Origin of the sequence: Virgibacillus aidingensis (assembly GCF_010994035.1) — a bacterium.
Lineage (GTDB): Bacteria > Bacillota > Bacilli > Bacillales > Amphibacillaceae > Virgibacillus_N.
In genome coordinates, this window is the sequence record NZ_WIXN01000006.1 from 161,929 (window position 1) to 181,588 (window position 19,660).

The window sequence follows — 19,660 nt, forward strand, 5'->3', positions numbered from 1 at the left end:
GGTGGGTCTTCTTTACCTTTTATTTACGCAGGAGGAGACAAGCATGAATGAGGCATGGAATGACCGCATACCGCCCCATAATATTGAAGCAGAGCAATCCGTGATTGGTGCGATTTTCCTTGATCCGGAGTCTTTTTCTACTGCCTCGGAGGTTCTGATGCCGGAAGATTTCTTCCGTGCAGGGCACCAGCGCATCTTCAATGCCATGGTGCAGCTTGCGGATAAGGGAGAGCCGATTGATCTTGTCACGGTAACTTCTTTTTTGCATAATCGAAAGGAACTGGATGAAGCCGGCGGGGTTTCCTATCTTTCGGATGTAGCGGGAAGTGTGCCGACAGCTGCCAATATTGGATATTATAGTAAAATAGTGGAAGAAAAAGCGTTATTGCGCCGGTTAATCCGTACGGCTACGGATATTGTTACTTCGGGCTTTGAGCGGGAAGATGAAGTAGAAGACGTGTTAAATGAAGCAGAGAAAAGTATTCTTGAAGTTTCTTCCAAACAAAATGCCGGTGCGTTTAAGTCGATTAAGGATGTTTTAATTGAGGTATATGATGATATTGAAAAGCTGCACCTCCAAAGTGATGATGTAACGGGGGTTGCCAGTGGCTTTCGCGATCTTGACCGGTTAACTTCGGGATTTCAGCCGAATGACTTAATCATTGTTGCAGCACGTCCGTCCGTCGGTAAAACAGCATTTGCCCTGAATGTGGCACAAAATGTTGCTGTCAATACAGATGAAAATGTCGCGATATTCAGCTTGGAAATGGGCGCAGAGCAGCTTGTTTCCAGGATGCTTTGTGCGGAGGGGAATATTGATGCACAAAGGCTGAGAAACGGCCAGCTTCAAGCTGACGACTGGAGCAAGCTGACAATGGCCATGGGAAGTTTGTCCAATGCGGGAATTTACATTGATGATTCGCCGGGTATTCGCGTGGCGGAAATCCGTTCAAAATGCCGCCGGCTGAAGCAGGAGCATGGGCTTGGCATGATTTTGATAGATTACTTACAGCTCATCCAAGGCAGTGTTAATTCCAAGGAGAACAGGCAGCAGGAAGTTTCCGAGATTTCCCGCTCTTTAAAAGCTTTGGCGCGTGAGTTAAATGTGCCGGTAATTGCATTGTCCCAGCTTTCCCGTGGTGTGGAATCCCGCCAGGATAAGCGGCCGATGATGTCCGATTTGCGGGAATCCGGAAGTATTGAGCAGGATGCGGATATCGTTGGGTTTTTATACCGGGATGATTATTATGATACGGAATCAGAAAAACAGAATATCATTGAAATAATCATTGCCAAGCAGCGTAATGGTCCGGTCGGATCCGTGGAGCTTGCGTTTGTGAAAGAATATAATAAATTTGTAGACTTGGATCACAGGTATCAGGAAAGTGATGTTCCGCCTGTACCGGTGTAGAGGTTTGATGAAACTGCGGATCAGGGAGTGCTGCCCTGGTTCGTGGTTTTTTAAATCGGCTGCAGATTCACCTTCATAAATGGCTTAACCTGTGTAATGACGGGTTGGGCCATTTTATAATTTAAAAGAAAGTTGGTAAACTAAGAAAAGATAACTGAATATAGCTATATTAGTTTTAACCGAACAATAAACATAATTACATTAAAATCGTTCGTGTTTTACATTGACTATCTTATATAATATTGGTAAACTTACTCATGTAATTATTAAAAAGTGAAAAATCAGTGGAGGTGCACTATGTCCTCAGTAGTCGTAGTTGGAACACAGTGGGGCGATGAAGGGAAAGGGAAAATCACCGACTTTTTATCGCAAAATGCCGAGGTTGTGGCCCGTTATCAAGGGGGAAACAACGCAGGACATACAATAAAATTTGATGATGTTACGTATAAATTACATTTAATTCCATCCGGCATTTTTTTTAAAGATAAAATTTGTGTGTTGGGGAATGGCATGGTGATCGACCCGAAGGCATTTGTAGAGGAGATTGCCTATTTGCATGAACGGAATGTTTCAACGGATAATCTGCGGATCAGCAACCGGGCACATGTCATTTTGCCATACCATCTGAAGCTGGATGTTTTGCAGGAAGAAGAAAAAGGTGACAATAAGATCGGTACGACGAAGAAAGGTATCGGGCCTGCCTATATGGATAAGGCGGCACGGAGCGGAATCCGGATTGCGGATTTGATGGATAAAGAGGATTTTCGCACGAAGCTGGAGCAGAATTTAAAAGAGAAAAACCGTCTTTTTGAAAAAGTATATGAGTGTGAGCCAATGAAAGTGGAAGATATTTTAGAAGAGTATTATGAATATGGACAGCAGATGAAGGAGTATGTATGTGATACATCTGTTGTGCTGAATGATGCCCTTGATGAAGGCCGCCGTGTTTTATTTGAAGGGGCACAGGGTGTGATGCTGGATATTGACCAGGGAACGTACCCGTTTGTTACCTCATCCAATCCGATTGCCGGCGGGGTAACGATTGGCTCAGGTGTCGGACCATCAAAAATTAATCATGTCGTCGGAGTTTCCAAAGCATATACAACCCGTGTGGGTGATGGCCCATTCCCGACAGAATTGAATGATGAAGTCGGGGATCAAATCCGGGAAGTCGGCAGGGAATATGGCACAACTACAGGAAGACCCCGCCGTGTCGGCTGGTTTGACAGTGTGGTTGTACGCCATGCCAGGCGTGTGAGCGGCATTACTGATTTATCTTTAAACTCGCTGGATGTACTGACAGGGATTGAAACATTAAAAATCTGTGTTGCCTACCGTTATAAAGGGGAAATTATCAATGAGTTTCCCGCCAGTTTAAAAGCATTGGCTGCATGTGAGCCGGTATATGAGGAAATGCCGGGGTGGACTGAAGATATTACGGGCGTGAAAAGCCTGCATGAATTGCCTGCGAATGCGCGTCATTATCTGGAGCGGATTTCCCAGTTAACCGAGATACCGTTATCTATTTTTTCCGTCGGTCCGGATCGTTCACAGACGAATGTAGTGCGGAGTGTGTATGGACCGTAAAAGGAATAAGTCGTCTCTTGCAGGCGGCTTATTTTTACACATCAAAAAAATTCTTGCAGAAAGTATTTCGGCATTTAAATTTGTGGGATCAGCTTACCTAATTAGAAAAGCAGGCTGCATGTCACTTCCTATTCTATCATCTCGGGTTATTCTTCTTCCTCACTACTAAAAGTAAAGCTGTAAAAGAAATGAATAAGGATAGGATCGGGAACCGTAAAATCTATTTCATCTAAATGACAACTTTCAAGTGCTCTATGAATAAAAACTATTGCTGCCGAGCTGAAAACCCAGTGATTTTAAAATCCAGGCCATCCTTTTGAAATGTAAATCTAAATGTATTGGCTAATTCCTGTTTACGGTATTTTCCCTCAATGACTAAATGATATTGATAAAAACTGCGTTTCATATTCTGGATTTCTATTTGATCTAATGGACCTAGGGATGGCGGGTTAAACCCTGTTAAAGAATAAGCTTCAGCTAACCCTTTGACTACGGCTTCTTCAGCTAGTTCCGCACGTTCATCGCCGTGAATTTCCGGATTGGAAAGCTGCTGATAGATTTCAATTTTTTCAAGGCCAGCTTGCATTAAATAATTTTCAGTATAAAAATACGGCGTGAAAAGCTCATGTGCGAAGAAAAGTATGAGTAATAAACTTATGATCAATTCGACAGAAAACTTTACGCGAAATGATGTCATCCAATTAATCAACTTCTTCACTATCCATATGAAGAGCACTATAGCCATAACATAAATGATAATCTGAATGACATAATGAACATGCAGAAAATCCAGGTGATAAGCTTGATTGAAAGATATATAAACCAAAAAAACAGTTATTAAAGAAAAAAAAGTGTTTCTAACAAATCCGCGCAAAAAACCACCCTTTCTATGTTCTCTCCATACGCCATTGTTGTTACAGATAACTTTATCCAGCATCCAAATAATAAGTAAATTCACAATTAACACACTTATTTTATCATAAAATTGGCTTTTATTCGAAAGGTATATCTTTATGGCGCTGGTAGAATGAATATTATTTCCAATCCCTGCGGTACTCGTGCTCCTTTTAATTTCTTCATCTGTTTACGTACACTTCTTTTCCAGGGGACCCCATGAGGTGAAAATGGCCAATATATTTTTAAGTTAAATCTTAAAATACGGTCACAAAGTTCAGTAATGGGACAAGGTACCTGTCCCTCTGTCCCCAACAATTTCCCGCCAACTGAAGACATTTTGCCGAAAGTAAGATAAAATAGAAGAGAGTATGTTCTATAGGGAATTTAAGTTTTTGCTTCATATGTTTAAAGTGGATACAATGAATGATAACTATATTATTCTTACACATACATGGTATAAATATTTTGTAACTTTAGAAAAGGATGTGCAGTAATGAGTCAGAAAATCTTAGTAGTAGATGATGAACAGCCAATTGCAGATATACTGAAATTTAACTTGGAAAAAGAAGGGTATCAAGTAGTTGTTGCCCATGACGGGGACACGGCTATTGAAATGGCAGCAGAAGAGAAGCCGGAACTCGTGCTGTTGGATATTATGCTGCCCGGGAAGGACGGCAATGAAGTGTGCAGGGAAATCCGCAAAACCCAGACGATGCCGATCATTATGCTGACGGCCAAGGATTCGGAGATTGATAAAGTGCTTGGACTGGAGCTGGGGGCGGATGATTATGTGACCAAGCCGTTCAGTAATCGGGAGTTAATTGCCAGGGTTAAAGCAAACTTGCGCAGGCAGCAGGTAGACCCGGAGGATGAAGTGAAAACAACGAAGGATATTAAAATTGGCTCACTTGTCATTCATCCCGATGCCTATGTTGCTTCAAGGGATGGAGAACAAATTGAACTGACGCACCGTGAATTTGAACTGCTCCATTATCTGGCCCGCCATATAGGACAGGTTATGACAAGGGAGCATTTATTGGAAACCGTATGGGGTTATGATTATTTTGGAGATGTGCGTACCGTGGATGTCACGGTCAGACGCTTAAGGGAAAAAATTGAGGAAAATCCGAGTAACCCGGCATGGATTGTGACCCGTCGCGGGGTAGGATATTATTTGCGTAATCCTGATCAGGAGTAGGTTTAATGAAAAAAGTTGGCTTCTTTCGCTCGATACAATTGAAGTTTATCCTTATTTTTATTCTTTTGTTACTGGTTGCCTTCCAGGTGATTGGTTCATTTTTTACAAATGAGCTGGAAAGAGAACTGATCGATAATTTTCAGGGATCGGTCAATGACCGTGTAGAACTGATCAGCTATAACCTGGAGCAGGCTTTTGACAGAGAGCGGGATGAGGAAGAGGAAGATGAAGATGGACCAACCTTCATTCAGGAAGTACAAAGCATTATTTCGGACGTCGGCTCCAATATTGTGACTAATATCCAGGTGATTGATAATCAGAGCCGGATAATCGCAACAAACGATTTTACTGCGTTGGAGGATATTGGGAAGAAAACGACAAGGAATATGATTCAGCAGGCGCTGTTTTTTGATTCCTATCAGCAGGATACACAGTACAATCAGGAAACGGGAAATGTGGTTTACATGATTGCCCAGCCTCTATTTAATGCAGAGGAAAATGTAGTTGGAGTCGTTTATGTGGAAGCTTCCCAGGAAGGTGTATATGAACAGCTGCAGAATATCAATGAAATCTTTTTTAATGGAGCGATCCTTGCCCTGACAGTAGCTGCTTTTATCGGTATCCTTGTTGCCCGGACGATTACAAAGCCGATCAGTGAAATGCAAAGACAGGCACAAACAATGGCAAGGGGAGACTTTACACAAAAAGTGAATGTTTATGGAAAAGATGAAATCGGCCAGCTGGCAGAAACGTTTAATGATCTGAACAGCAGGCTGAAGCATTCCTACGCAACGATTGAGGAAGAGCGGAGAAAGCTGAGCTCAGTATTGGCCAATATGTCAGATGCAGTAATTTCCACCGATAACAGCGGCGCAGTTACATTAGTGAATGAAGCCGCTGGCAGGCTGCTTGGCCGAAACCCGGAAAGTATCATCGGCGAATTCCTGCTGGATGTATTACAGCTGGAAGAAAGAATCGTGGATATATCCGACCTCCAGGAAAGCGGATCGATGATTATCGACTTCAGTGATGAGTCACAGGAATTCATTGTCAGGGCGAACTTTTCCACTGTTCTGGATGATCAGGAGGAAGTGACCGGCTTTATTACGGTGTTAAGCGATGTAACTGAACAGGAGAAAATTGAAGCGGAACGCAGGGAGTTTGTATCGAATGTTTCCCATGAGCTTCGTACGCCGTTAACGACAATGAAAAGCTATATTGAGGCATTATCGGATGGTGCCTGGGAGGATAAGGAGATCGCGCCTAAATTTTTGAATGTAGCTCAAAATGAAACAGATCGTATGATCCGCATGGTGAATGATCTGCTGCAGCTTTCAAAAATGGATGCCAATGAATATCCGCTGCAGAAAGAGCGCACGGAATTTATCGCTTATTTCCACGGGGTGATTGACCGTTTTGATATGAATGTACCTGAGCATATTACATTAAAACGGGAGCTGCCGAAAAAGGGAAAATATGATGTGTGGATGGATACCGATAAAATGACACAGGTACTGGATAACATTATCTCCAATGCGATTAAATACTCGCCTGAAGGGGGTACCATTCGCCTGAAGGCAGAGCAGCAAAGACATCATGTTTTAATTAGTATTCAGGACCAGGGCCTTGGTGTTCCTTATGATAAGCTGGAAAAAATATTTGACCGATTTTACCGGGCGGATAAATCAAGAACAAGAAAGCTTGGGGGAACCGGGCTTGGTTTGGCTATTTCCAAGGAATTGGTCGAGGCGCATCATGGTAAAATCTGGGCAACAAGCAAAGAGGGCGTAGGAACTACGGTTCACCTTACACTGCCGCTGATGAATCAGAAGCGGAGGGGTGCATGATGAAATTTGAAACGGTAAAATCACTCATATTAATTATATTGATCGGTACAAGCCTCCTTTTGACTTTCGGTATCTGGACATATCAGCCCAATGACAGAGAGCTGGATAATGCAGAGCTCGTAAATGAAGTAAATATTGGCGGCTCCGAAGAAAGACGAAGTACAATGATTCAGCCGAACACCATCATATTTCATTATTACGATCAGCATTTAGGGTTTAATGATCCGGCATCCCAGCATGAATTATTTGAAGAACTGCAGACTTGGGAAATGGATAATTTTGAAGTTATTGATACGGAAGTGGACAGGGACCGGGAGAATTACGAGGTGGAACTCATTTTCCCTGAGGATATTCCGATGGAAATGACACCGCGTCTTTTTTCCATGGAGGAAGAATCAGAGGATATGCCAAGCTGGTCATTCAACCAGATGTATATTACATTTGATCAGGATGCCGTGGCCCTAAAGGCGACTTTTTTATCGATTGATGGGCGGAGACAGGCACATGCAGTGATGACGAATAGTGAACAGTATAATGAACTGTGGTCGCAAATCTCCGGCAGGGAAAACTTAAGTGAGTTTATCATGATGGATGAAGGGGACAGACCGGTCTATTTTCCAAGTGACCCTGTAAAAATGACACATCATTCTTTTTCTGTTACACATATTGCCCCGGATATGCTTGTCGGTGCCTTGTTTCCAAGTCCTTCTATTGTCAACAGGTCTGTCTCCCCGAACAGGAATATGGGCGGATCCTATTATACCGATGGGGTTCGTGAACTCAATGTGGATCAGGCAGGAAATACGATGGAGTTTTACAATCCGGCAACAACCGATTATCCGCGGATGAGCATGTCTGAACTCATGAGAATAAGTATAAGCAACATTAATGACCATTGGGGCTGGACAGGTACTTACAATCTGATGGAAATGGACCGTGCGATGAATAGAATCAGCTATCAAATGTATTATAATGGCTACCCGGTATTCAATGATTTTCAAATGACCGACATTGTTCAGGAATGGCGCAATCAGAATTTACACCGGTATGACCGGCCGCTTTTCCGCCTGAACAATTCACTTGGCAGCGATGAAATGGAAATCATGTCAGGTGAGGTGTTATACAGAGAGTTGCTTGATTCTAAATATAATCTGGCGAATATTTCCGATATCAGGGTTGGCTATGAGTTAATTTATCCTGAAACTGACTTAAATGATTATGTAAACCTTGAGCCGGGCTGGTTTATGAATTATAACGGGTCATGGCAGGAGATTCAGTTAAAAGCGGAAGATTCATTAATTCAAGGAGGGAATTAGGGATGCAATGGAGTCAGATAAAAACCTTATTTATCCTAAGTTTCCTCGTGCTTAACATTTACCTGCTTATTCAATATATAGACAAGCAGGAAAGGGCGGATGTAGGCGTGCTGAGCAGTCAGGAGGCTTCCATTGAGGAGCAGCTGGAATCGGAAAATATTACCCTGGAGGATGTGGAGGTTGACATTACCGAAGATACGTATATATCTGTCGCCCAGCATACCTTCACAGATGAGGAAAAAGAACGGTTGGCAAATTTGCCTGATCAGCGTCCGGTTATTTTCGACGACAGGTTTATTGTTTCTGCACTGGAAGAACCGGTAGCCATCCCGGCAGCAGCACTCCGTGAGGATATCAATAATATTATCGGAAACCAGATTCCATTTTCGGAATTCTATCGCTTCGGAGGATGGAATGAAGAAATGAATGTGCTCCTGTTTTTTCAGGAAACAAGGGACAGGCCGATATACTTTAATGCTTACGCTCTCTTAATGGTGTACTTGAATGAAGACAATGAAATGATTTACTATACACAGTCAAGGCTTGCTGAACCGGAACAGCAGGAAGGCCTGAAATCATTGACACAGCCGATTCAGGCTATTGGAACATTATATAATCGAAATCTATTATATCCCGATGATGTGGTAAACCAGGTAGAGCTCGGCTATCATACACGGATTCCGCTTGCAAATGGTCAACAGGTTTTTGCCCCTACCTATAAAATTACCGTGAGCGAGGAACGTGATTATTTCGTCAACGCGATTGAAGGACAAACATTTTCAAGTGAAGACGAAGAATTTATTAGAGAAGTGATTGGTACTACGGTTACGAGCTTGGAGCAGCTCGATGAGGATCACCCGTGGAGAGATGATATGCTGGATTATCTGAATAGCTTGCTGGAAAATGAAACGAATCGGAGTGACTTGGAATGACCTTACGTTTTAGTGTACTGGCTTCAGGCAGTACGGGGAATGCATTTTATATAGAATCAAATAAGACGAGGCTATTAGTGGATGCCGGGCTGAGCGGAAAACAAATGGATCGTTTATTTCATGAAATCGGCGTCGATCCGGCCGGACTCTCGGGTATTTTAGTAACCCATGAGCATAGTGATCATATTAAAGGACTCGGTATCTTTGCAAGGAAGTATAATCTGCCAATCTATGCAAATGAGAAAACCTGGAAGGCGATGGAAAACACGATTGGAAAACTGACAACGGATCAAAAATTTCTATTTGGCATGGAGGAAGTAAAAACCTTCCATGATATGGATATTGCTTCTTTCGGCGTTTCCCACGATGCAGCAGAACCGATGTTTTATACCTTTCACCATGAGGGAAAAAAGGTTGCATTGGTAACAGATCTTGGTTATGTTTCCGAACGGATTAAAAAAACGGTGGAAGGTGCCGATGCCTATATTTTTGAAGCAAATCATGATGTGGAAATGCTTCGCATGGGAAGATATCCATGGAATGTGAAACGGCGGATATTAGGTGATTCCGGGCATGTGTCCAATGAAGATTGCGGACTGGCACTGACGGATATTATCGATAATAATACGAAGCGCATTTATTTGGCGCATCTGAGTCAGGATAATAATATGAAGGATCTTGCCCGCATGTCTGTGGACAGTGTTTTGAAAGAAAGGGGAATCACCCTTGATTTGAAGGATACAGACCCGAAAATCCCAACCCCTTTGTATGAAGTAAGCTAAGCCGGTTTATTTCTCCAAACATTAAGGAATAACTAAAGAGAATGGGGTAAAATAGTATATAGATAAACTGCAAATCAAGCACCTGCTTTTACCCATCATGACAAAGGCTGCCAGTAAATGTACTTATACGTATGAACAATTGATCAGGCAATGAACACAATATCATAATAGATGCCTGGACTAAGCAGCTTTTAAAACGGTTATTTATTACTGGAGATATAAAGGGGCTGAATATTTGAATGGGTTACTATGATCAAAATTACCCGCCGAATCCGCATCGAAAGAAAAAGAGAGGCTGGCTGGTACCCGGATTACTCGGTATTATTATTGGAATCCTGCTTGTTACCCTTGTTGTGCCGGCATTTTTGGAATCAGGCAACTTTACACAGGATGATACAGAAGAACAAATAGCAGATAATGAACAGGAAAATACCGGGGAAGAGAAAGGAAATATTAATACATCCGTCAACGTCGATGTTTCCACCCAAATTACAGAAATTGTAGAGGAAGTTTCCCCATCCGTAGTTGGGGTTATAAATATCCAGCAGCGTATGGATTTCTGGCAGCAGGGAGAGGGCACCCAAGCTGGTGAGGGGTCCGGTGTCATTTATAAGGCAGACGGGGATACTGCATATGTGGTAACGAATCAGCATGTGATAGAAGGTGCCGATGAAGTGGAAGTTGTCCTGTACGATGAAACGCATGTGGAAGCGGAATTAATCGGAGGCGACTTGTTTTCCGATCTTGCTGTCCTGACGATCGATGCCAATCATGTAGAGCATGTGATTGATATTGGATCCAGCGCAGACATCAAAGTAGGAGAGCCGGCCATTGCAATAGGAAATCCGCTCGGCCTTATGTTTTCCGGGTCGGTGACACAAGGTATTATCAGTGGAACAGAACGAACAATTCCACAGGACTTTAACCAGGATGGACGTGCCGACTGGCAGGCGGAAGTGATTCAGACGGATGCTGCGATCAATCCAGGGAATAGCGGCGGAGCGCTGATTAATATGTATGGCCAGCTTATTGGCATTAATTCCATGAAAATTAACCAGGCAGCTGTAGAAGGCATTGGCTTTGCCATCCCTGTCGATACCGCCATTCCGATTATGGAGGAACTGGAAGAAACGGGTGAGGTCACCCGTCCATACCTTGGTGTGGAAATTTATTCATTGGATGAAGTACCCCATACGGAATGGAGGTCCACGCTGAATCTGCCGGAAGAGGTGGAAGGGGGCGTTTATATTTGGAGTGTGGAGCGTCTATCCCCGGCAGATCAGGCTGGCCTGGAGAGGCTGGATGTTATTACACAAATGGACGGGGAACCGATTCATAATATGATTGATTTGAGACAAATACTTTATCAGGAAAAGGAAATCGGAGAAGAAGTAACCATAACCTTTTACAGGGACGGAGAACAACAGGAAACAACATTAGAATTGGGTACACAGTAATCATGGCCGTGCAGGTAAGTAAAAACTGCCGGCCGGCCGAATGTTGAAATCTGCCGCCCCGCTGAATGTTCGTGTTCCGAAAAAGCTATTTGCCATGTCAGCAAATAGCTTTTTTCACGTAAAGACAGTCAGTATAAGGTATTCTGGATATCCTTTAAAATGTCGGTTAATACCAGATTTTCAATCAATGGTGGTCTGCCATTCATTTTATCCACAGAAAAATACAGCTTATACACAAACCGTGGATAAAAAATAAGGAAAAATCAATATATGGTGGAGAATTGGTGTGCTGCACACAATAAACCTGCGAACATTTGTGCATATGTGCATAAAAATGTGGATAAGTCAGATGTTTTTATTGAAATTACCTGCTTATCCACCTCATTATTGACATGTATTCACAATGTATGTGGGTAAATTTAATTTCCTGCCACATGATAACGGCTCCGATGGTTCCAAATAAGCAATAACAGAATAAGCATTACAATATCCAGACGGGCTTCAAAAGCAAATCTTAAAAAACTTTCATTCAACAGCACCGGAATTTTGGTAATATAGATGGCACCCAGCATAATCAGAATTAACGGGGGCACAGCAAGCTTTAAATACATGCGGCTGATGATCAGCATGCCGCATCCCAATTCGACGACTGCCACGAGTAATAACGCAGTTTCAGGAAAGGGAAGTCCAAACTGGATGAACAAGCCTTTAAAACTGCCGTCTAAAAATTTTAAAATACCGGAAGCGATAAAAACATACCCGACTGCGTAACATATCCATGCCTTAATAGATAAGTCCATTTTCCATTTCATTCGTACTCACCCCCTGTCTCCCCTTTTGGCCTGAATGGTGTAAACCTGTGTTTTATTATGTATATGCACAAAGACAGACAACCTTGACAAGCATTTAAGAAATTGGCTGCCGAGAGGAAAGTTTGCTTATAACAGGATTGGAAATTGCCAAGCCGTAAAATTCGTTCTATAATTTTATTGGGCTGGAAAAGGAGGAGTTTAAAAAGGTTTAAGCAACCTTCAAAGAAGTGAAATATACGAAAAGGAAGTGCCACTTGTGATACGACGTTTTTTTTCTTACTACAAGCCGCATCGCCGCTTGTTTATCATAGATTTTACTGCAGCTGTCATTGTAGCTATTTTGGAGCTTTTCTTTCCTGTAGCGGTACAGTGGTTTATTGATGAGCTGCTGCCCGGGGATGACTGGGGACTGATTGTAACGGTAAGTGTCCTGTTATTGCTCGTCTATATATTAAGTACGTTATTGCAATATGTGGTAACCTATCTGGGGCATAAGCTGGGTGTCAATATTGAAACAGATATGCGCCAGGAACTCTTTTATCATGTGCAAAAGCAGTCATTTCGATTTTTTGATAATACGAAAACCGGGCATATAATGAGCCGGATTACCAATGATTTATTTGATATCGGCGAGCTTGCCCACCACGGACCGGAGGATTTCTTTATTGCAGCGATGACCTTTTTCGGTGCATTTATCATTATGTTTAATATTAATCTGGAGCTGGCGTTGATCATTTTATTTTCCGTCCCGGTACTTATTTTCCTGATCGCATTCAGCAATATTAAAATGAATAAAGCTTGGAAAAAGATGTATGAGGATATTGCCGAAGTAAACGCCCGTGTGGAGGATGCCGTTTCCGGTGTGCGCGTTGTACAATCTTTTACCAATGAAAAATTTGAAATGGATCGTTTTACAAAAGATAATTACAGTTTTCGGAAAGCGAAAGTCGGTGCTTATAAAGTAATGGCATTTGTGAATTCCAATATTTACATGACAATGCGGCTTATTACTTTAATTGTACTGGTGGTCGGTACTTGGTTTACCTTCAACGACCGCATGCAGATGGGGGAGCTAGTCTTTTTCGTATTGATGGTGAATGTTTTAACGAATCCGATTCAAAAAATCAGCGCTCTGCTGGAACTGTATCCAAAGGGCATGGCAGGCTTTAAACGGTTTACTGAATTACTGGATGTGGAACCTGATGTGCAGAACCTGCCGGATGCAAAGCCGGTGGATACGCTGAAGGGAAATATTGATTTTAACCAGGTCACGTTTGTCTATGATAAAACACAAAAGCCAGTGCTGCACGATCTGAGCTTTCAGATTCGTGCCGGAGAGACCGTGGCTTTTGTTGGACCGTCAGGGGCAGGGAAAACAACGATTTCATCCTTGATTCCAAGGTTTTATGATGTGGAGAAAGGATCCATTACGATCGACGGCATCGATGTCCGTAACATGACGAAGGAATCCCTCCGCAGTCAGATAGGGATTGTGCAGCAGGACGTCTTCTTATTTACCGGTACGATGCGGGAAAATATTGCCTATGGAAAGCTGGATGCGACAGATGAGGAAATAAAGCATGCTGCCAGGCAGGCACATATGGAGGAGTTTATCAATGAGCTCCCGGATGGCTATGAAACCCAGGTGGGGGAACGCGGATTGAAACTATCCGGCGGGCAGAAGCAGCGGATTGCCATTGCCCGGATGTTCCTGAAAAACCCGCCGATCCTCATTCTGGACGAGGCCACTTCAGCCCTTGACACGGAAACGGAGAAAATTATTCAAAAGGCGTTAACGGAGCTGTCCAAGGATCGGACAACCATTGTGATTGCCCACAGGCTTGCGACGATTAAAAATGCGGACCGGATTATGGTGGTAACCAAGGAAGGAATTGAGGAAGAAGGCACCCACGAAGAATTGCTGACGCAGGATGGCATCTTTGCAAACCTGCATCGGGTGCAGATGAATTAGATAGAATAGCAGTTTATATGGTTAAGACCACATTATAAAAAGATTAGGGTGCAAGATATTCCCTAATCTTTTTCATATTCAATGACATGGATACAATTCAAGCTGTATATTTTGTTATATTTCCTGGGGATTTTCCCCACTATAGCCCCTTGCCAATTTCACTCCTTACTGTCAGCATTGGCAAACCATCAGCATGTTTCCATCCGGATCTTTAAAGTTAAAATAATGGTCATGCTCGATTTCTGTAATGATGTTTACCTCTTTATTTTTCATAAATTGAAATGCCTCTTGTATGTTTTTTGTATCAAAATGAAAAGCCGGCGTTTTAAATATCTTATCTTTTCTATATATTTTGCTGTCCAGGACAACCCCTGTGCCATCCATGGGTATAACATAAAGATGGCCAAACTGAATTTCATTATCTGCCTTTACTCCCAATATATCACAGTACCAGTCTCTCGCCTTTTCAATATTGCTTACAGGGATAAATATTGTTCCAATTTGTTTTAGGATAGGACTATACATTAAAATCAGCTCCTTGATTTTTAAATATCGAAACAACTCCTCTTTATAATTCTTCTCTGTACTTAAAAAAAATCCTGCTGAACAGGTAATATTTTTACAGATGCTGGCAACTTTTTTCTCTGTTGGAATGAGATAGAAGATACAACCATTTCTCCCAAAAAAATTGAGTGAAATAAAAAAGGTAAACAATCTTGAATCTTCCCTTGACATTCAATTTGCTTTAACGTTTATGCTTATACATAGTAAAGGGTGATGGGGTGAAAAGCATGATGACGATAAAGGAATTTTCAACGAAGACTGGAATTCCGAAGAGTACACTCCGATACTATGAAGAAAAAAACCTTCTGCAGTCCGTGAGAGATCAAGAGAGCAATTATCGCATGTATTCAGCGGATCAAGTCAGCCTTGCCAAGCTGATTGCCAGTCTTCGAACAGCAAATATACCAATCCGTGAAATTCAGCTTTATTTAAAAGCCGATGAAGCAGTGCAAAAGCAAATGAAGCAGACATGGATTCGTACGATAAAGAAAAATCAGCGGCAGCTGGCCATCAGTCTTCGTTATTTGGAAAGCAATCAGGGGGAAGAAGCTATTTATATATTCGAAAAGCCGCCTGAGAAAGTAATCTGGTTTAAGGCGGAAGCTCCTGTGGGGCAGTTTACCCAAGCATTTATTTTCAGGCGAAAGCAGCTGATACAGCATAATATTACAATTAAAAATACGTATTTAAGATATCTGTCAGGTAATAGAAAGTCAGTACACGCCGATATTGGCTTTGGTGTTCCCGGTAATGCGGATGCTTCCCCTATTCCAGAGGCATTTACAGAAAATATGGAGAAGTGTTTATGTATCGGTCTGTCGTTTAATGGCGAACTTTTTAGAATTGAAGCCGCTTACCGGAAATTAATTCTATATTGTATGACACATAACTGGACGCCAACCGGCAGCATCCTTGAATGGAACCGCGGCGGCCGGTTAGATTCCACAGATATAATTATACCTGTAAAACATTAGGAGGAAAAAATGAACCAAAGAAAAAACCTGCAGGCTAAAGTGGTTGAATTAAAGGGAGATGCGTATCAAATTGGATTAAAGCAGGGTGCTGCATTAAAGAACAGAAGAACTGCGGATATTTCAGATGCCGATGTTTCGGCAGGAAGAAAATTGCTGGATGAATTTTCACCAAGTTTTTTGGAAGAACTGGCAGGCCTGGCAAACAAGCTGGGGACGGATTTGGATACAGCTATTCGATTCTATGGGGGGTATAATTTACAGATGCCCTCCATGGGCTGTACTTCACTGGCAAATCGTTCCTTTTATGTGCGCAATTATGACTTTAACGATGTATTATATGATGGCAGACTTGTGCTCATTAAGCCGAATAATGGATATGCAAGTATAGGGTTCAGTCAGCAGGTGGTGGGCAGGCTGGACGGGATGAATGAGAAGGGACTGGCAGTCGGGCTGCATTTGGTAAATGAAAAGGTGGAGCAAGAAGGCATTCAGGGTTTTTTGGCAACAACCATTTGCCGTCTCATTCTTGACCAATGTGCTTCAGTGAAAGAAGCGGCAGCACTGATTAAACAAGTACCCCACCAGTATTGCTATAACTTTTCTATCATGGATAAGGAAGGGAATAGCGCTATTGTAGAATCCACGCCTGGCGCAAAGGTGGTTCATTACAATTCAGGACTTATTTGTACAAATCACTTTCGATCCGGGAAATTAAAAAATAAAAATAGACCGTCCATTGACGTGTCACTGCGACGTAAGAAATACTTGGAAACACTGGATAAAGAAAATTTAACCCCTATTTCTGCCTATCATATATTTAATAATGAAGACTCTCCATTGTTTTTCAAGCACTACAAAGAATACTTTGGGACTTTGCATACTGTCGTGTATTGTCCGCAAGACTTGCGTGTAATAATTGGCGTTGGCGGGGACTGTGAGCCTTACGCAATTTCATTTGATGAATGGCTTGCCGGAGAGACAACGCTGCCCAAAATACTCGAAGGAACAATAGATTGCTGAATGTTCAGGATAAATATGCAATGAAAGCAGAAAGTGCAGCATGCAGATCTCGTATATGCATGCTGCACTTCTTCTGTTTTTGCTGGCGATCCCGCCGTCAGATAAATGCAACAAGAGAATTATTCCGGAGTTGCAATCAGGATGCTTTTTTTGTGGTGTTGGTGCTTTGGACAGGTGGTTTTTCTTTGGTTACATAGTGTAATGCCCAGCCTGTGAAAATAAATCCGCTGATGAAGTTTCCGATGGTGACGGGGATTTGATTCCACAGCCACCAGTCCAGAAAGCTGATATCTGTCCCTATCATCATGGCAGCTGGTATGACAAACATATTCACTACCGCGTGTTCAAAACCCTGCCCAAAGAAAATGAATACCGGCAGCCACATGGCGGCTATTTTTCCAATGGTAGCCTTTGACGTAAAAGCCATCACCGCCCCCATGGTTACCATCCAGTTACAGAGCAATGCTTTTACAAATACAACAACCATGCCATCAGCACCGTAATATTTATACTCCAGTGTTTTTCCTTCAGCAACAGCTATAATTTTTTGAATAAGAACATGATCTGTACTATTTCCGAACTTCGTAATATAAATCACAAATAAAGCGGCATAAAATATGCTTCCAATTAAATTGCCGAGAAACGCCCAGGAAAAATTGCGCAGCATAAGCGGCACGGTAGTTTTTTTGCGCATTTTTGCTATGGGCAGCATGGCAAATGAACCTGTCACTAGCTCCAGGTTCAGCAATAAAATGAGGACAAAGCCAACCGGAAAAATAACTGCGCCGACGATGTCCATGCCTGTTTGTGCGGAAGCGGTAAAAGCCAGTGTGGTTGCATACCCCAAAAAAGCGCCGGATAAAATAGCTTTAATTAATATATGGCTGACAGGAAGCCGCGCCTTATTGGCTCCAGCTTCGGCAATAGAACTGACAACTTCTTTCGGTTTAACATAATCCACGAGTTCTCCCCACTTTCTCCCTTTAATGTTCTGTTTTGCCCATTTTAGAGGGAATCAGGAAAATGACCAATGAGATAAATCACAGCTATGAATCAGTTATAACAAAATAACTACAATTCTGTGAATAAACCTATTAGCAACATGGTAATAGAGTAAAATAACGGAAAGTTAACCACAATTTCCTGTGCATAAGTTGTGAATAAGTAAATCTATCGTTACACTAAAACTAATAAATAATGAAGGAGGAAACATGAAATGGAAAGACTATCGGAAGAAGAGATTTACAAGGAACTGAAAAATCTACCGGAATGGAAGCGGCTTGATGAAAAATGGATTGAGCGCAAATACAGGTTCCAAAACTATTTACATGGAGTACGATTTGCCGGTGAAGCCGCGGAGTATGCGGAAAATAAGAAGCATCATCCCCTCATTTCCATCGACTATAAAATGGTGAAATTAAAAATGTCTTCGTGGCAGGCAAAAGGACTGACAGACCTTGATTTTGAAATGGCAAAACATTTTGATCAGATGTATGAAAAGGCGGATAAATAATTTAAGCAGCGCAAGAGTTCATTAAGTTCGAATTTAAGAACAGCACCGAAAGTAAAGTTATCCACATATTGATAATAATTGGAGACAGTTAAGCAAGGTTATCGGCAAAATGTCTGTGAATCCTCAGTTTCCTAAAAACGAAACTTAAGGCTTTAAAAATAATAGATTTTCAGAAGACCATCCAATAGAATCAAACAATTAAGAAGAAAAGCCAAATTAGAACATATTACCTATATGGAAGAAAACTCTGAGTATATTGGCATATATCCAATGGAATAAAAGAGCATGGAATAAGGTAGAACGAACTGTTATATTCCTTTTATTTACCTTGGAAATCTATTACATCGGGAGAAAGGAATCATTTTTTATAGAGATGACTGCCTTTATTCCATGCTGAAGGAAAAGCCTTAAGTGAAATTTCCCCGTTATATCAACGTTTACGGCAACTTCCAAAATAAACTTATATCTATATACCTATTCCACAGGCGAAAGAAAAATAGAACTTTTCTCTCAATTTAAAATTCGGAAATAATTTTCTACATAATTCGACACAGAAGTCTTTCGTTCTTCGTTATAATTCCTATACAGCATTGGAACGAACGCAGACCAACATAAATGGAAGGAGGCGGATGCAGGTAAGCGTTTGCATTATTTGTCTATACATGTCTGAAGGGGGGAACGATTAGCTGTTTAAGAGAGTTAGAAAATCGGCTTTTCGTCTAGCATGAGTGTCCAAAAAGAAAAAGAGGAGGAAGCATGTTGAATATCAAAAAAAAATTAGGCCTAAGTATAGCTTCTGCAGCATTGGGGATTTCGTTAATCGGAGGGGGAACCTTTGCTTACTTCAGTGACCAGGAAGTAACGAATAACAGCTTTGCTGCCGGTACGCTGGATTTATCCGTGAACCCGATGGCGATTATTAACTTGGATAACTTAAAACCGGGAGATTCAATGGTAAGGGAATTTTCCTTGTCCAATGATGGCAGCCTTAAAATTGAAAATGTGTTATTAGAGACAGACTACACCGTGATTGATGAAGGAAATAATAATACGGATGACTTTGGGAGCCATATCCGGGTGAACTTCCTCTGGAACTGGGACCAGGAAAGCGAGCCAATTTTTGAGACCACGCTATCTGAACTAAGAGAAATGGATCCGGATGTAGTGAAGCGCGATATTTGGGATCCGTTGTGGGAGCAAAACGGCGGTCTTGAAGCAGGGGAGACACATGATTTCTGGGTACAGTTTGAATTTATTGATAATGATGAAGATCAAAACATGTTCCAGGGAGACGGTCTCGAACTGGAGTGGACGTTTAATGCCACTCAAGGGGATGGAGAAGATTTGTAATTTAATAGTTTCATACATTCATAAGGAG

17 protein-coding genes are annotated in these 19,660 nt (G+C 41.9%); 13 read left to right on the forward strand and 4 right to left on the reverse strand.

The window, feature by feature from the left end:
- Positions 1-43: 43 nt before the first annotated feature.
- Both dnaB and GHD25_RS07190 read left to right on the forward strand, forming a co-directional pair.
- Complete coding sequence (gene dnaB, locus GHD25_RS07185; RefSeq protein WP_164215703.1) at positions 44-1,411, forward strand: replicative DNA helicase; 1,368 nt, start codon at positions 44-46, stop codon at positions 1,409-1,411.
- A gap of 297 nt (positions 1,412-1,708) precedes the next feature.
- The gene (locus GHD25_RS07190) at positions 1,709-2,998 is read left to right on the forward strand and encodes an adenylosuccinate synthase (RefSeq protein ID WP_164215704.1); all 1,290 of its coding nucleotides are present in this window, start codon (positions 1,709-1,711) and stop codon (positions 2,996-2,998) included.
- A 265-nt stretch (positions 2,999-3,263) separates the two neighbouring features.
- Here the strand turns inward: GHD25_RS07190 and GHD25_RS07195 are convergent, their stop codons facing one another.
- The gene (locus tag GHD25_RS07195; RefSeq protein ID WP_164215705.1) at positions 3,264-3,935 is read right to left on the reverse strand and encodes a hypothetical protein; all 672 of its coding nucleotides are present in this window, start codon (positions 3,933-3,935) and stop codon (positions 3,264-3,266) included.
- Between the two features lie 453 nt (positions 3,936-4,388).
- Between GHD25_RS07195 and yycF the strand changes: the two genes are divergently transcribed.
- The 6 genes from yycF (at position 4,389) to GHD25_RS07225 (ending at position 11,427) form a co-directional block, all read left to right on the forward strand.
- Positions 4,389-5,093, forward strand: a complete 705-nt coding sequence (gene yycF, locus GHD25_RS07200; protein WP_164215706.1) for a response regulator YycF — start codon at positions 4,389-4,391, stop codon at positions 5,091-5,093.
- Between the two features lie 5 nt (positions 5,094-5,098).
- Positions 5,099-6,940 carry a cell wall metabolism sensor histidine kinase WalK gene (walK, locus tag GHD25_RS07205; protein WP_164215707.1) on the forward strand — a complete coding sequence of 614 codons (1,842 nt, stop codon included), beginning with the start codon at positions 5,099-5,101 and terminating at the stop codon, positions 6,938-6,940.
- Complete coding sequence (locus tag GHD25_RS07210; RefSeq protein WP_164215708.1) at positions 6,940-8,256, forward strand: YycH family regulatory protein; 1,317 nt, start codon at positions 6,940-6,942, stop codon at positions 8,254-8,256. The genes walK and GHD25_RS07210 overlap by 1 nt, the downstream gene beginning before the upstream one ends.
- Positions 8,257-8,258: 2 nt before the next feature.
- Positions 8,259-9,188, forward strand: a complete 930-nt coding sequence (locus tag GHD25_RS07215; protein ID WP_164215709.1) for a two-component system regulatory protein YycI — start codon at positions 8,259-8,261, stop codon at positions 9,186-9,188.
- Complete coding sequence (locus GHD25_RS07220) at positions 9,185-9,970, forward strand: MBL fold metallo-hydrolase (protein ID WP_164215710.1); 786 nt, start codon at positions 9,185-9,187, stop codon at positions 9,968-9,970. The genes GHD25_RS07215 and GHD25_RS07220 overlap by 4 nt, the downstream gene beginning before the upstream one ends.
- A 239-nt stretch (positions 9,971-10,209) precedes the next feature.
- On the forward strand, positions 10,210-11,427 hold the full coding sequence (locus tag GHD25_RS07225; RefSeq protein ID WP_164215711.1) for a S1C family serine protease: 1,218 nt from the start codon (positions 10,210-10,212) through the stop codon (positions 11,425-11,427).
- A 419-nt stretch (positions 11,428-11,846) separates the two neighbouring features.
- Here the strand turns inward: GHD25_RS07225 and GHD25_RS07230 are convergent, their stop codons facing one another.
- Positions 11,847-12,239 (reverse strand): DoxX family protein, encoded by a 393-nt coding sequence (locus tag GHD25_RS07230; RefSeq protein ID WP_240452264.1) that lies wholly within the window; start codon positions 12,237-12,239, stop codon positions 11,847-11,849.
- Between the two features lie 256 nt (positions 12,240-12,495).
- Here GHD25_RS07230 and GHD25_RS07235 point away from each other — a divergent pair, with 256 nt between their 5' ends.
- Positions 12,496-14,211, forward strand: coding sequence for an ABC transporter ATP-binding protein (locus GHD25_RS07235; protein ID WP_164215712.1), 1,716 nt, complete (start codon positions 12,496-12,498; stop codon positions 14,209-14,211).
- 171 nt (positions 14,212-14,382) lie between these two features.
- On the opposite strand, the gene GHD25_RS07240 is transcribed toward GHD25_RS07235, so the two are convergent.
- The gene (locus tag GHD25_RS07240; protein WP_164215713.1) at positions 14,383-14,736 is read right to left on the reverse strand and encodes a VOC family protein; all 354 of its coding nucleotides are present in this window, start codon (positions 14,734-14,736) and stop codon (positions 14,383-14,385) included.
- A gap of 266 nt (positions 14,737-15,002) precedes the next feature.
- On the opposite strand from GHD25_RS07240, the gene GHD25_RS07245 reads away from it, so the two are divergent.
- Positions 15,003-15,749: a MerR family transcriptional regulator gene (locus tag GHD25_RS07245; protein ID WP_164215714.1), complete on the forward strand. Its 747-nt coding sequence runs from the start codon at positions 15,003-15,005 to the stop codon at positions 15,747-15,749.
- A gap of 9 nt (positions 15,750-15,758) precedes the next feature.
- Complete coding sequence (locus tag GHD25_RS07250) at positions 15,759-16,769, forward strand: C45 family autoproteolytic acyltransferase/hydolase (RefSeq protein WP_164215715.1); 1,011 nt, start codon at positions 15,759-15,761, stop codon at positions 16,767-16,769.
- 136 nt (positions 16,770-16,905) lie between these two features.
- Here GHD25_RS07250 and GHD25_RS07255 read toward each other — a convergent pair whose 3' ends face one another.
- Positions 16,906-17,730, reverse strand: a complete 825-nt coding sequence (locus GHD25_RS07255; protein ID WP_164215716.1) for a formate/nitrite transporter family protein — start codon at positions 17,728-17,730, stop codon at positions 16,906-16,908.
- Between the two features lie 255 nt (positions 17,731-17,985).
- Between GHD25_RS07255 and GHD25_RS07260 the strand changes: the two genes are divergently transcribed.
- Both GHD25_RS07260 and GHD25_RS07265 read left to right on the forward strand, forming a co-directional pair.
- On the forward strand, positions 17,986-18,282 hold the full coding sequence (locus tag GHD25_RS07260) for a 4a-hydroxytetrahydrobiopterin dehydratase (RefSeq protein ID WP_164215717.1): 297 nt from the start codon (positions 17,986-17,988) through the stop codon (positions 18,280-18,282).
- A gap of 759 nt (positions 18,283-19,041) precedes the next feature.
- Positions 19,042-19,632: a CalY family protein gene (locus GHD25_RS07265; protein WP_164215718.1), complete on the forward strand. Its 591-nt coding sequence runs from the start codon at positions 19,042-19,044 to the stop codon at positions 19,630-19,632.
- Positions 19,633-19,660 lie beyond the last annotated feature (28 nt).

What these genes read in the sequence shown, in the direction of transcription:
- dnaB (WP_164215703.1), top strand. Translation starts at nt 44, where the DNA reads ATGAATGAGGCATGGAATGACCGCATACCGCCCCATAATATTGAAGCA.
- GHD25_RS07190 (WP_164215704.1), top strand. Translation starts at nt 1,709, where the DNA reads ATGTCCTCAGTAGTCGTAGTTGGAACACAGTGGGGCGATGAAGGGAAA.
- GHD25_RS07195 (WP_164215705.1), bottom strand. Translation starts at nt 3,935, where the DNA reads ATGCTGGATAAAGTTATCTGTAACAACAATGGCGTATGGAGAGAACAT.
- yycF (WP_164215706.1), top strand. Translation starts at nt 4,389, where the DNA reads ATGAGTCAGAAAATCTTAGTAGTAGATGATGAACAGCCAATTGCAGAT.
- walK (WP_164215707.1), top strand. Translation starts at nt 5,099, where the DNA reads ATGAAAAAAGTTGGCTTCTTTCGCTCGATACAATTGAAGTTTATCCTT.
- GHD25_RS07210 (WP_164215708.1), top strand. Translation starts at nt 6,940, where the DNA reads ATGAAATTTGAAACGGTAAAATCACTCATATTAATTATATTGATCGGT.
- GHD25_RS07215 (WP_164215709.1), top strand. Translation starts at nt 8,259, where the DNA reads ATGCAATGGAGTCAGATAAAAACCTTATTTATCCTAAGTTTCCTCGTG.
- GHD25_RS07220 (WP_164215710.1), top strand. Translation starts at nt 9,185, where the DNA reads ATGACCTTACGTTTTAGTGTACTGGCTTCAGGCAGTACGGGGAATGCA.
- GHD25_RS07225 (WP_164215711.1), top strand. Translation starts at nt 10,210, where the DNA reads ATGGGTTACTATGATCAAAATTACCCGCCGAATCCGCATCGAAAGAAA.
- GHD25_RS07230 (WP_240452264.1), bottom strand. Translation starts at nt 12,239, where the DNA reads ATGAAATGGAAAATGGACTTATCTATTAAGGCATGGATATGTTACGCA.
- GHD25_RS07240 (WP_164215713.1), bottom strand. Translation starts at nt 14,736, where the DNA reads ATGTATAGTCCTATCCTAAAACAAATTGGAACAATATTTATCCCTGTA.
- GHD25_RS07245 (WP_164215714.1), top strand. Translation starts at nt 15,003, where the DNA reads ATGATGACGATAAAGGAATTTTCAACGAAGACTGGAATTCCGAAGAGT.
- GHD25_RS07250 (WP_164215715.1), top strand. Translation starts at nt 15,759, where the DNA reads ATGAACCAAAGAAAAAACCTGCAGGCTAAAGTGGTTGAATTAAAGGGA.
- GHD25_RS07260 (WP_164215717.1), top strand. Translation starts at nt 17,986, where the DNA reads ATGGAAAGACTATCGGAAGAAGAGATTTACAAGGAACTGAAAAATCTA.